At 60.0% G+C, this 12123-nt stretch carries 10 protein-coding genes and 1 tRNA gene; 8 read left to right on the forward strand and 3 right to left on the reverse strand.

The window, feature by feature from the left end; genetic code table 11:
- Positions 1–390: 390 nt before the first annotated feature.
- Positions 391–2406, forward strand: coding sequence for an AAA family ATPase (locus JNG39_RS03900; protein WP_368309793.1), 2016 nt, complete (start codon positions 391–393; stop codon positions 2404–2406).
- Entirely contained in the window at positions 2403–4016 is a 1614-nt protein-coding gene (locus JNG39_RS03905) for a hypothetical protein (RefSeq protein WP_368309794.1), read from the forward strand. The genes JNG39_RS03900 and JNG39_RS03905 overlap by 4 nt, the downstream gene beginning before the upstream one ends.
- 68 nt (positions 4017–4084) lie before the next feature.
- On the opposite strand, the gene JNG39_RS03910 is transcribed toward JNG39_RS03905, so the two are convergent.
- Positions 4085–5671 (reverse strand): site-specific integrase, encoded by a 1587-nt coding sequence (locus JNG39_RS03910; RefSeq protein ID WP_368309795.1) that lies wholly within the window; start codon positions 5669–5671, stop codon positions 4085–4087.
- A 463-nt stretch (positions 5672–6134) separates the two neighbouring features.
- Here JNG39_RS03910 and JNG39_RS03915 point away from each other — a divergent pair.
- Positions 6135–6206, forward strand: a tRNA-Met gene (locus JNG39_RS03915).
- 220 nt (positions 6207–6426) lie between these two features.
- Here JNG39_RS03915 and JNG39_RS03920 read toward each other — a convergent pair.
- Positions 6427–6780: a hypothetical protein gene (locus tag JNG39_RS03920; protein WP_368309797.1), complete on the reverse strand. Its 354-nt coding sequence runs from the start codon at positions 6778–6780 to the stop codon at positions 6427–6429.
- 114 nt (positions 6781–6894) lie between these two features.
- On the opposite strand from JNG39_RS03920, the gene JNG39_RS03925 reads away from it, so the two are divergent.
- Entirely contained in the window at positions 6895–7179 is a 285-nt protein-coding gene (locus JNG39_RS03925) for a hypothetical protein (RefSeq protein ID WP_368309799.1), read from the forward strand.
- Between the two features lie 402 nt (positions 7180–7581).
- Complete coding sequence (locus JNG39_RS03930; RefSeq protein WP_368309801.1) at positions 7582–8685, forward strand: hypothetical protein; 1104 nt, start codon at positions 7582–7584, stop codon at positions 8683–8685.
- A gap of 156 nt (positions 8686–8841) precedes the next feature.
- Here the strand turns inward: JNG39_RS03930 and JNG39_RS03935 are convergent, their stop codons facing one another.
- On the reverse strand, positions 8842–9834 hold the full coding sequence (locus tag JNG39_RS03935) for a toll/interleukin-1 receptor domain-containing protein (protein ID WP_368309802.1): 993 nt from the start codon (positions 9832–9834) through the stop codon (positions 8842–8844).
- A gap of 595 nt (positions 9835–10429) precedes the next feature.
- Between JNG39_RS03935 and JNG39_RS03940 the strand changes: the two genes are divergently transcribed.
- The 3 genes from JNG39_RS03940 (at position 10430) to JNG39_RS03950 (ending at position 12094) form a co-directional block, all read left to right on the forward strand.
- Positions 10430–10975 carry a hypothetical protein gene (locus tag JNG39_RS03940; RefSeq protein ID WP_368309804.1) on the forward strand — a complete coding sequence of 182 codons (546 nt, stop codon included), beginning with the start codon at positions 10430–10432 and terminating at the stop codon, positions 10973–10975.
- Positions 10911–11519 (forward strand): hypothetical protein, encoded by a 609-nt coding sequence (locus tag JNG39_RS03945; protein ID WP_368309805.1) that lies wholly within the window; start codon positions 10911–10913, stop codon positions 11517–11519. The genes JNG39_RS03940 and JNG39_RS03945 overlap by 65 nt, the downstream gene beginning before the upstream one ends.
- Positions 11520–11704: 185 nt before the next feature.
- Positions 11705–12094: a hypothetical protein gene (locus JNG39_RS03950; protein WP_368309806.1), complete on the forward strand. Its 390-nt coding sequence runs from the start codon at positions 11705–11707 to the stop codon at positions 12092–12094.
- The last annotated feature ends 29 nt before the right edge of the window (positions 12095–12123 follow it).

The raw sequence follows: 12123 nt of genomic DNA on the forward strand, positions 1-12123 counted from the left end.
CGGCCGGTTCGAGCACCCTAAGGGCAGCCCTTCCGCCGTAATGATGTGGGCGCTCCTGCTGGTCAGCGGCTGCGAAAGCGACCGGGCCGTGCAGACGCGGCGTCGTTATCACCAAAACCGGCAAATATGGTCCCTGCCTTGGGTGTACCAATTTCCGAAGTTGCGATTACCGGCCTCCAAGAACCAGCTATCGAAGGCCTCGCGCGCGCCCCCGGCCACCGCGCCGATGAAGTCCCGCCGGTAAAACAGTGGGGTGTCGTCGCAGGGCGCGCGCAGTTAGCCAATCCGTGGATGCATCTGCTTGCTTCTCCCACCAGTCCGGTGGCTACAATCGGCCACCAATCGGCCGCCGGGGTTGGCGTCGCCATTGGCCAACAGGGGAGAGCCAGGATGCGATTGAAGCAGGCGCGGGTTACCGGATATCGCAGCATCATCGATACGGGCTGGTTCGACGTCGAATCGGCCAAGACCATCATGGTCGGGCCGAACGAGGCAGGGAAGTCGGCAGTGCTCCAGGCGCTGCAGATGATAAGACCACCTGCCGGGGCGCCGAAGCTTGATGCATTGCGGGATTATCCGCGCTCCTTGTACAACGACATCACAACCGGACGTGTTGACCCTTCTGCGACGACGGTAGTTCAAGCTGTTTTTGAGTTGGAGGACGGCGACAGAGCAGCCATCCCCGAGTCAATGAGAGGGGTTTCATACGTTAGGGGCACTCGCCTTGACAATGTCCATTGGCATGAGCTGCGTGATGCGCCGTCGATACCAAATTACGACGCAGTGAAGAAAGACCTTGCGAGATTTGTTGCGCACGTGGATGCCACTGCGGCGAAGAAGGAATTGGAAACCGAGTTGCCGAGTGTGGCGCTCGCGAAGGTCACTGAGGCTTGGTCGCCTGGGACGCTTGTCCGCGATGATAGTGCTAAATCGCTTCGGACGTGGCTCGAGGCTGTCTATTCGCTCATTGATGAAGGCGACAAGGCAGAGGAAGAGCGGTTTGACAGGCTCGTAGCGGCGACGCACGTGGCGGCTGAACGCCAGTCGGCGTTAGATATTCTCGACAAACGGCTTCCAGTTTTTGTGCTTTTTAACAACTACTACCGGGTGCGCCCCCTCATCCAGCTTGACCATCTTACTGAGCGCCTGAAGTCAAAGGTTCTTGATGACGACGAGTACGACTACGGCAACGTATGCTTGCTCAAGCTGCTTGGATTCACTGCTCAGCAACTCTCCGAACTTGGCAAGGCCGCAGTGCCTCCAGCCAACAACCCCGACGCACTTAAGGTGTACCGTGACAAGCTCGACCAACGCGCATACCAACTCAACGCGGCAAGCGTGCGTTTGACAGGGGAAATACGGAACGTCTGGAGGCCGCGCGAAGGGCGGGCCGAAGCCGACAAGCTGCGTATCTTGGCCGATGGGCAGTACCTCAAGGTCGTCGTTGAAGACGACCTAGGTGTGGAAATTGAGTTGCACCAGCGCTCCGAGGGATTCCAGTGGTTGGTGTCGTTTTTCGTTGTGTTCTTCGCAGAGGCCGCAGACAAACACAAGAACGCCATCCTGCTTCTCGATGAGCCCGGCATGTCGCTCCATGGACTCAAGCAGCGCGAGTTCCGATCGACCATCGACAGGCTAGCCGGAACGAACCAGACGCTTTTCACCACCCATTCGCCGTTCCTTGTCGGCCCGGATGAGCTCGACCTTGTCCGGGTCGTGGAGATGGCGGACCGGAAGTCCGGCACGAAGGTGCACACAGCGGTGGCAACCGGTGACCCGGCCGCGCTCCTGCCTCTGCAGGAAGCCTTGGGCTATGACCTCGCACAGACAATGTTTACGCAGGAGAGGAACCTCGTCCTCGAGGGCCTGACCGATTACTGGTACATCGATGCCACCTCGCGTCTCCTCCAGGAGGCAGGGCTCCCAGCCCTCGGCGATAAGGTTGCGTTGGTGCCGGCCGGGACGGCAGGAAAAGTAGTGTATTTTGCCACCATCCTCCACGCGCAAAAGTTCAAGGTCGCAGCACTTCTCGATTCGGACGCGGCTGGCGAGCAGGCCGCAAATCAGGAAACACTAATCCATACCATCGGCAACAAGGCCATCCTGCGCACGAAGGATGCGTACGTTGGGGACGTGCCCAAACCTGAAATCGAGGACCTCCTCCGCGAGACGCTCATCGGTGTAGCCCGTGATGCGCTGGGCATTGATGTATCGGCGGATGCAGCTGCTCATCCGGGGCGTGCGGTCGTCGACCTCATGGCCGCTGCCGCCAAGGACTTTTCGAAATACAAGCTCGCCAAGGCCTATGTCCGCTGGACGCGCGACCATGTGGCTGACGACCTGACTGACGGCGAACGCTCCCAGTTCAAGTCGCTCATCGAGAAAATCAACAAAGCGCTCAAATGAATTCGGATGATCTTGGCGAACTCGGTGCAGATGCTTTTCGTACGTGGTGTACGCATGCGGGCCTTATCTGCAATCCGTCCACCAGGGATCGTGCGGGTTGGGATTTCCTTGTGGATTTCCCGCACGCCCCGTCCCTGCACTCCCTCGACCGCCGGCCGGGGCCGCAATCCTGCGTGGTGCAGCTCAAGACCGTGCTGGAGACGTCCGACAACATCAGAATTCGGCTCGACATGCTTGAGCGCCTCGCAAAGGACGTCAAACCCTGCTTCATCATCACGCCTGTAGTGCGTGGCCTTGAGGTCGTCAATGTGCGGGTTTGGCATCTTCGTGGAGAGCACCTCGAACGGGTGCTTCGACGCCTCCGGCAGGAGCAGGCAAAGGGCTTGACCGCAGAAACGGGAAAGAAACACATTACTTTCCGACTCGATACCGGGGAGCCAATGGCCCCATCAGGCGCCGCTTTGCGAACCATGTTTGAGGCGGCATGCCCGAAGGGCATGCAAGCCTATGCATCCGGAAAGGGCGCCGAGGTGGCAACGCTCGGGATGGGGGAAGTGCCTTACCAAGTTTCTTTTTCGATTGATGCACAGAGCCCGCTTGATCTGCTCGATTTTTTCATTGGCGACGCCAAGAATGCGCCAGGAGAAATTTCCGCCCTGATGGAAGACCGTCTTGGCGTGAAATTGCCCATGGCCGGGACGATGGCGGGTAGGGGCGAGCTCTCATTGGAACCGGCGCCGGTTGGCGACGCGGTCATTCGGATCATTTCACCGTCTCTCACCTTGCCGCTGGTTGACCGCGCAGCGATTATCACGGTTCCCTTCGAGATTGAGGGACATCGGAGGTTGCGTGTCCGTGGGCGGTACCTGTCCGTAACGGTCACCTGGTTTCCGGATGGAATGGCCGATGTGGAGATCGCTCCGATTCCTCCAAGCGACACATGGACCCTTCGCGACTGGGCGAGTCATGTCATTGCGCGTGGGCTCGCGAGCCTGGAGAGCGCGGTCATGGAGATCGATCGAGATGACGTTCCGGAGGCACTTGTCTCACTCCCACTGTTGTCCAGCGAAAGAAGCCAAGACCGTCGGAAGGCATTGTCTAAACACATTTCGGCCGTCCGGCGGCTCGAAAACCTGGCTGCCCAGGCTGGTATGGACCTCGAGCGAACCTTGACCGCCGAGGACATCGACAGGGCCAGTGAACCTGTTCTGGCGCTTGACGCATTGGAGTCGGGAAATTTGGTCTCTTTTGAGGCGACCGAACCAGTGGAGGAGTTCAACGACGCTACTGTCGTTGTAGTGGGACTGGTCCCGCTGGGCCAGATATCGCTTGCCTGGCATGGCCTGATGCGCGTGTCGGCCACAGCTCTGCAGCCGGTCATGCGCTTTCGGCTCGACGACTTCCGGTTTGTCGGTGTCCATCGCCTCAGGAATGGCGGCACCCTTGCTGGCCACGTGGACCGATTGCGGGAGACTCTGGCAGTCGAAGGGGCTATCTGGGTCGGGTGGGACAGGAGCTTGATTGCTGGCTCATTCGAAGGCGTACCACTGCCCGAGTCTGTGGAGCCGACGAGCCAGCCCCGGGACGTTGACCGCCCCGGGGCTGGTTGACAGAAGACCATTTTTGTCGGGCTTACCTACCCCGTTAGAACATCTCACGGAGCGTCCGTGAGCGGGCATCACTCCTCTTCGCCACTGCCCGCTGGACGCGCCTTGGCAGCCTTCGACCTCGGTGGATTCGAGATGACGCGAATGGGGCGGGGCGCCTTCTTCTTCTCGACCAGCATCTCGTTTCGCTTGACCAGCGCAAAGTACGGTTCGAACTGTGCAGGATCGTACGGGGGAATGGTCACCGGTCCAAGGGGAATGCCCAAGAGGTGCTGGTAACGCTCGGGAAGGGTCGAAGCCTGGATGTAATTGGTCCGGATGACCGACTGTGCTTCAAGCGCATGCCCACTCAGTCGAGCAATATACGGATCTGCAAGCCCGGACTTGGCCGCCTGGTCGATGAAGTGGTGACGGTGGCAATGGAAGGTCATGCCTTGATCGAGACCACAGACCTTCCGGTAGTACGTTTCGTTCAGCCGCTTGCCGATAAGAAAACCGGCATCGCCATGAAACCATGGCATGCCTGGGAACACGTGGGTTTCGCCTTTGCCTCGCAATGAATCGACATAGTCCAGGAAGCCGAGACCGATGAGTTCAGGATGAAGTGGCACCACCCGCCTGCTGGCCCAGTTCTTGATGCGCTGGTTTGGGAACCGATCTGCGATGTGGACGACGGGAATGTCGACGATGGTTTCGATGTCCTTGAGGTACAGCTGCGAGAGTTCCCGGAGCCTGCATCCTGTGTAGTGGGCGAGGACAGGCAGCCAGTACGCTTGCGGGGCGAGCAGCCGGCGCAGGTTGGTCGGGTCGAAGATGGCTGCCAAATCCTGCGCCGTGAAAGGGATTCTCACGTACTGCGGCTCTGGTGCGGGCAGCGCCACCGTGTCGAACGGGTTGAAACGCAGCACGTTGGTCAGGCGCACATATTCAAAAAATCCCCGCACGTACCCAACCTTATTGTTCACGGTGACGGGGGACAGGCGCTTGGCATCGAGCAAGTCTGCGGTGTCGAGTATCTGGGCCGGTGTCATTCCCTTGTAGGCACTGAGCTTCGAGAGGTTCTTCGGCCAGCGCTCCATCACACGCACGAACTTCACCGCATCCGCACGCGTAACCCCCGTCATGGGCTTGTCACCCGTGATCTCGATGTAGTGCTTGAGGGCAAAGGCGCATTCGTACTGTCCCTTGTCGTTGAGCATGCCGGACGAGGGCAGCTGTCCAAGGTATTCGTCCATCAGTTCGGTCAGGGGCCTCACGTCGGCGGATGGGGTGGCCGTCCGCTTTCGGAAACGGGCGGGATCCCACGGACCATCCTTCCGGAAATGGCGCGCCGAGGGTGCATGGCCGTGGTCGAGGTCCTCCCATTCGTGCGGGAGTGGCGACCCTGATGGGTGTGCGGCATGCAATGGACGCGTCGGGGAAACGGGTGCGCCCAGGGCATGCGAGGGGTCGACGGGTAGCGCAGCCGGGGCTTGGATGCCCGTCATGGCTGCAAGGGCCTGCAGCGCTTGGAGCTGTTCTGCAAGGGAGTTGACTTCCAGGGTGAAACCGTTGGGGCCGTGGACGACGTAGCGTGCGGAACCCGGTGAGTGTTGGGCGTTGGGGGAAGAAGACGTTGCGGGGTACTGCGTGGGGTGCTGCGTGTTTTGGCTTTCCATGAAGGAGAGTGTTCCTTGAGAAGAGGAGGTGGATGACTCCATCCAAGCAAGGAATCGAAAACTGTCAAGGCGCCAATGAGAATTCTTTCGGCGCCATGTTGCTGCCGACAACGGGTGAAGTATCAGTAATTCTCATCCATTCGGACGGCTAAACGCTGGTGGGTGGGTGACGGTGGTCACGTAAAAGCCGTCTCTGAACCCTCGGATGCAGGCTCTGACGAATCAAGCAGTTTCGTAGATTTGGTAGCGGTGAAAGCATCAGAAATCGCGTCGAAATAGCGAATGGGATCAACGACATCAATGCTGCGCATTAGTTAGGAATAGCTTCCCTAACAAGTAATACTTGTAGCGGCCAGGTTCTTCCCTCCGCAGGGCCCCCGAAAGGGGAATGCTGGACCGCTGGCAAACGACGGAGAACGCCCCTGGGCATTTTGTCGCTTTGCCAAACCAAGGTTTTTTTCTATGCGGAGTGGAGCAGAGGCAGCTCGTCAGGCCCATGACCTGAAGGTCGGTGGTTCGATTCCACCCTCCGCATCATGTCAATCAGGAGAATGGGAATGACCTCAAGTGAGACAACCCCTCAGCGCTCAAGCCAGCGGTCATCAGGGGCGCTCAAAAGTATCTGGAAATGCATCCGGCACGGGGAAGCAACGCGGGAAGAGCAAAAAGCGATTCTTTGCCTGCACGTGCTTTGCTTCCTGCTTCTCTACCTCTTGGTGCTGTTGCTGCCCATTACGCCTGAAATGATGCTGCCATCATGGGCCCGGTTTACGTGACGAGCTTCCGCGTACACCCACATTCGACATGACGGGCCCAGCACCGATGAGAAAAGAGACAGGTAGCACAAAGCGGGCGAGGGCATCGAACGCGGCCACCATGCCAATGCCGGAAGGTGGTGTAGGGAAAATAAAGTAAATCGCAAGGACTTCGATCGCGAGCGCAGCGCTTGTCAGGAGGAGACGAATGACCCGGGAGTTGAATGCCAACCTGACAAGTTTCGAGACGATGAACGCTGAAGCGGCACCTGCCGCAGCCATGACCAGCATCCAAATCAGCGCTTCAAGGCCCGGTGTCATGAAGGTTCCTTCGATTTCTTTCGTTGAAAACATGCCAAGCATAGATCCGGCCGCGACTATCCCGTGCCCTAAATCGGCCGAATGCGGTACTTCTCTGTTCGCAGCGCCTCGAGCCGACTCACCAACACACTTCTCTGGAGCTCTCTAATGACCATCGACAACCACCGATCATCCTCCGGCTACCGCATCACCAGCCCCGATGGCTGGGTCATCGAAGCGACCGATGAAGCCGCGCACCAGCAGGTGCTGGCGACCCTCGCCCTGCTCCGGGAGTGTGTCGCGAAGCTCCCTCAGTCTGGAGCGCCGCCGACCGTGGCCACCTTCGACGGAAAAGAGTTACAGGCATGGTGGGCGTGGAAGATGGCGCACACGGAAGCTGCCCTGGCCTCGGGGAATGACGCCAGTGTTGCAGGTCACTGGAGGCAACATTGAACACACCACCCGCGACCGTGAAGTTCGAGGAGCTCGAAGTGGTGCTTGCGGGGCGAGGTTGCGAGTACCGCAGTGCCGTTCATGGGTCAAAGGTGTTGGACTCAAGCCTTCAACGGCGGGGGCGCTGGTGAGGGACCGGGGTAAGAGCAAAGCCTCTCTCCTCGGAAAGGTGTTTCGCTGCAACGGGTTGTCTGTTTCGGCTATTGATGGGCGACGAAACCGAAAGAGGGCCCGTCTTCACTTCGGCAGAGGCCATGGACACTTTGCGCCTGACATGGGCCTCTCCTTGACACCGGTCGAATCCTGGTTAGCTTGGATGTAATCCCCAACCCAGGAGCAGCCATGCACGGACAGCCAGCGAGCCCATTGCAACAGACAACATCGAAAGGCGCAGCGGATGACATGACGCGGCTTCTCGAATATGCAGTACTCAACCGTGACGTCAGGCGAATCCGGAACCAGCTTGCGCTGGGTGGTGATCCGAACATTGAGTGCGGAATTGATGAGACGTACGACGGGGAAGACTTGTATGGTCTGACTGTCACGTCGCTCGCAGCGCTTGTCGATTCGGCACGCGATGGCCTCTTGACCCTACCGTTGCTGCTGTCGTCCCGGGCGGACATCGGACAGGTTGATTCGAGAGGACGGACCCTCTTGCACTTCGCGAGGAGCCGACCGGTCGCCCGGTATCTTGTTGAGAACGGTGTGCCGCTGCCCGACGGGATGAGACAGCCTCTCCTGGACGCGCTGTTACAGCCGCCAGGCAAGGTGCTGTTTGACGATGATGTCGAACTGGCGTATCGCGATGGGAAGGGCGTAGAGCCGTTGTTTCTCAGAAGCCTCCGTCGGTCGTGCCATGCGTCCTACCCACTTCCCGAAACTCCAATCCTGCCGCAACCCGTATGGCAGACGGCCCTGTCCGAGGATCATTTCCACGGCTTGCTTGAAACCGGGTACCTCACTCCGGACCACGAGCGGGCATCGACTGACGTTCTCTACCGCCCAGATCGTCCACCGTTGACGGCCCAGTTCAGCCCGGCTGTTGAAATCGAGCGGGCGCTGCTCGACGGGGATGCTGGCCGGGTCACGAGTTGCGTGGAGCATGGTGCGCTCGATGGGATTGGCAGGTTCCGCCACTTCTGGCATGAGGGCCACGCCGATGAGGTCATGTTCGAGCAGCTCACCGCTGCCGGTTTCGCAGTCCTTCTCGACAGCGAAGCGGGCCGGCCAAATATGGTCAAGCTGTGTGTCACCGATGCAACGCTGAACGATGCCCACGGCGCCGGAGGGGCAAGCTTGCTTCACCTCGCCTGCGCCCCAGAGGTCGCGCGGTGGCTTCTTGAAGCAGGCGTATGCACCTCACTTACCGATGATCGCGGCGCGACGGCAGAGGAGTCGCTGCCGCCCGAGATCCGGGCCGTGGTGACACAATGGCGACTTACGCGGGCACTGCCTGCCGCACAGAACGCATCCCGTGGTTCCGGAGTGGGGATAGCCCGGCTCTAGGCCCTCCCGGAGCCACCGCCAATTGAACTCTTCGCGTTGCTATGCGTGATCAGTCCCTATGCCACTGACGACGGTGTCTGAATTGCACACGCCAGCAACTTGTTCCGCGAGAAAAAGGTGATTCTCAAAGTGAATCTGCTTAGCGAGCGGCGCTTTCTACTGTCGCCCTTGGAGTGGGGCGATTAGCAGCGACCAGAAAAGTTCCGCGCCGCCCTCAAGCGAGAGCTTCTGTGCCTGCCCCTGTCCCATGTGGGACATGCCAAGGCTACGGAGGAACAACATCTGGTCGTCAGCCTCGACCGACAGCGACTCGTTGTACGAATTGTTTCCCCTGTTCTCGCCCTGCGCGTAATAGATGCCGCTGCCGAACGGACCACCTTCGTACACCGTGCAGCGGGCGACCGCGTCACCGTTACGATAAATGCTCGCGGTGAACCGGCTGTTGTCGATACTGCGGAATGTGCCCTCGAAGCCGGCATTCCGCCTGCCGAGCTCAGCCAGTGAATTCTCGAAGTACAGGGCGATGTACCGGAAGGCCTCCTCCATGAATTGGTCCTTGTCGCGCTGGGTGAACGTCTTGGCGAGACGGAGGTTGCTCGACCGGGGTCCCTCTCCAGCAGGCCTCGGTCCGGGGCGGCCGGTGGTCTGCGATGGCACGGGAGCATGCGTGGCAGGCACCGTGGGTGATGGCGCCGGGGGCACCTTGCCGCCACCGATGCGTTCGGCAACACGGCGGATTCCCCGGACAATGTCGAGATACGCCTCGTCCTTGTCCGGCCACCTTGTCACCGGTCGGCCGTCCGTCGGGAGCGCGAGAAGTTTGCCGAACGGCGCACGGTGCCAGTCACAGGGCCGGAGGATGACCGGAATGACGACGGCTTCGCCTACTTCGTGCCGCGCCATTGCGCGCTCGAGTTCGACGTCGAAACAGTAGGCCGAGTCAAGAAAGGAGGAACTGACCAGGAGCAGGATGATGTCATCCCGGTTGATGCGCTCATCAATGGCACGGTCGATGTTCTCTCCCGCGTCGATACGGCGGTCGTGCCACGTGTCGATAATGCCTTCCCGCTTGAGCATTGCAAGATGAACCTCGAGCTCGTTGCGGAGCTGCTCATCGGCATGGGAGTACGAGAAGAAGACAGAGGCCATCGGTGCGCTCCTGGGCGTTGTTGGACTGAGCGTAACCGGGGAACGTCCCAAGGAAAAGGCGTGCAAACATGGTGTACGTTTCGGGGGCATGCCAGGACACGATGTTTTGAGGCACAGTCCCTCATCTTGAGGAAACTCCCCTTCGATGAGAGGCCGGGTCAATCCGTTTCCTGCGTCTTTCAAGGACTGTTGGATCATGTGTTCCGCAGCGTTGTCACAGCGCGTGACAAGGCTGGCGTCACGTTCCGTGATCCTTGTGTCCGTCGATTGGCGTGCGCGCCATGGGAAGATGGGAGATTCGTGCTTTTCACTCATTGTTCGTCGCTGACGTGCCGCGTTGTGGCACCGGTGGCATCAGCCTACGATGCCAACGGCGCTTCTCACCCCTGAAACCAATGCAAGATCGGCCATGGTTTCGGGAAGGAATCCACGGCGTCACGGGGACGGGACTCGGCATCGCGTACAGTGAAATGATTTCATCGATGGTCTGACCCGGGCGGGTACGGGGCGCGGACTTGCTTCGCAGAAGGACGGGGGGCCTTGACAGCACCCGTTCCGCCGTTACGGTGGGAATTCACCCATGGAGCTATCCGTCATGACGACGCCCCCTGAAATTTCCGCAACTCCCGCTTTGCCCTCCCGCACCACCTCGCCTGCAACGTCCCCAAACCTCACCCGGACCCTGGCCTTTGCCGTCCTCAATCGTGACATCAACGGTGTCCTCAAGGCCCTTGCTTGGGGCGCGTCTATGGACGAGGAGAACGACGCCATCGAAGTCATCCACGACCGCATCTTTTGCGACCTGACTGCCGTCTCCCTCGCGGTCCTGGTTGATGCCGCAACCGACAGCGTTTTGATGACGCCGCTCGTACTCAACCATGGCGGACGGATTGACCAGGTGGATTCGAGGGGAAGGGTGCTTCTCGATTTCGCCAGCAGCGAAGCGGTGTGCACGTACCTCCATCAGCACGGCGCGCCCGAACCTGTCGCGCTAGACGCTGACCCGCCCGTTGCCGCCACTGATGGTGCCGGAATCCCTGTGGCGGACCGTGGTCAATCCCAAAATGGTCCGCGCCATGGACCAAGCCGGCTATTTCAGGCCAACCGCCGGGGAGCTGGACGGGAGCGGGGCCGTACATGATGCCAGCGGCTCCCCATCGCTGGTGGCCCGCTTCAGTGCATGGCAGTGCCTGCACGATGCCCTCGTCGAAAAAGACGCCGGGCGCATTGCAAGGCTGGTCGGGATGGGCGCCGCCGACACCGTTCCCCGCTGCGACTACAGCCTTGACGAGCTTGTCGGCGAGTACGGATACACCGGTCTTACCGGGCTGGGTCTTGCTGTCCTGATTGACAGCGGCGTGCCACCACTCGTCGCTAACGAGGTTGAATGGACCGTGGGTGCCGGCAAGCCGCGACTGGCACGGCTCTTCGAAGGTGCAGTCCCGTTTACGGGTGCCCAGGACGTCCATGGCAATACCCTCTTGCACCTGGCGCGCTCGCCAAAGGTGCTCGACTGGTTGCTCCAGCTCGGACTGGACCCGGACGTCGCCAATGGCAATGACCAACGGCCCATCGACGTCCTGCCGGACGAGCTCCGGGTCATCGTTGAGCGGTTCTCCCTGACGAGCGTGCTTCCAACTCCACACGCGGCGGTCCATGCCGAAACCGTGCAACGGCGCCTCTGACTGGCGCCGCGCACCAGACTCGGATCCTCGGGCTGTAGATCTGCCGGCTTCCCTTGATTAGCCTTTCGGTTATATCCAATCAGTTCAAACGGTTAAAGTAGTTCAGGCGGTTATATGCGGCAGCGCGATTGACAGTTGGTCAGTCGCCGTTAGGGTGAGTATCCCCTCTGACAAGGACTGCTGTTATGCCAAGACCCAGGGCTCAGCTCGACTTCGACGTTCTCTCCCGTGTAGCGGGCATCCTCGACAAACGGCTCCTCGAAGGCGGTCGCTCAAAAGGTGGCGAGTTGTCGGGGACGGCCTTTGTTCTCCTGGACACGGACGACAGCGCGGTCATCTGCAACAGCCTCTCTGACGCCATGCTGGATCTCCGTTGGCACATCAGGCATCGGCTCAAGGAGAAGGGACCTGGGGCATTCAACAAGGCAATCTCCCAGGGTTTGGTGACGTTTGACGAATTCGCCCTTGTGGCCGGTGAGGCAGCTGCGGAGCTCACCGAGATGAAAGAACAAAACCATCTTGCCAATGCGGTGCCGTCGGCAGGCGCTGTTCCGTCCAGTCCGCCGCGCCTGTAGCAAGAGATTTTCAAGATCGTCCGGCCGCC

The sequence above is a fragment of the Luteibacter sp. CQ10 genome (genome assembly GCF_040900725.1).
GTDB lineage: Bacteria > Pseudomonadota > Gammaproteobacteria > Xanthomonadales > Rhodanobacteraceae > Luteibacter.

Excerpts from the sequence above, each read along its gene's own strand:
- JNG39_RS03900 (WP_368309793.1), top strand. The coding sequence starts at position 391 with ATGCGATTGAAGCAGGCGCGGGTTACCGGATATCGCAGCATCATCGAT.
- JNG39_RS03905 (WP_368309794.1), top strand. The coding sequence starts at position 2,403 with ATGAATTCGGATGATCTTGGCGAACTCGGTGCAGATGCTTTTCGTACG.
- JNG39_RS03910 (WP_368309795.1), bottom strand. The coding sequence starts at position 5,671 with ATGGAAAGCCAAAACACGCAGCACCCCACGCAGTACCCCGCAACGTCT.
- JNG39_RS03920 (WP_368309797.1), bottom strand. The coding sequence starts at position 6,780 with ATGTTTTCAACGAAAGAAATCGAAGGAACCTTCATGACACCGGGCCTT.
- JNG39_RS03925 (WP_368309799.1), top strand. The coding sequence starts at position 6,895 with ATGACCATCGACAACCACCGATCATCCTCCGGCTACCGCATCACCAGC.
- JNG39_RS03930 (WP_368309801.1), top strand. The coding sequence starts at position 7,582 with ATGACGCGGCTTCTCGAATATGCAGTACTCAACCGTGACGTCAGGCGA.
- JNG39_RS03935 (WP_368309802.1), bottom strand. The coding sequence starts at position 9,834 with ATGGCCTCTGTCTTCTTCTCGTACTCCCATGCCGATGAGCAGCTCCGC.
- JNG39_RS03940 (WP_368309804.1), top strand. The coding sequence starts at position 10,430 with ATGACGACGCCCCCTGAAATTTCCGCAACTCCCGCTTTGCCCTCCCGC.
- JNG39_RS03945 (WP_368309805.1), top strand. The coding sequence starts at position 10,911 with ATGGACCAAGCCGGCTATTTCAGGCCAACCGCCGGGGAGCTGGACGGG.
- JNG39_RS03950 (WP_368309806.1), top strand. The coding sequence starts at position 11,705 with ATGCCAAGACCCAGGGCTCAGCTCGACTTCGACGTTCTCTCCCGTGTA.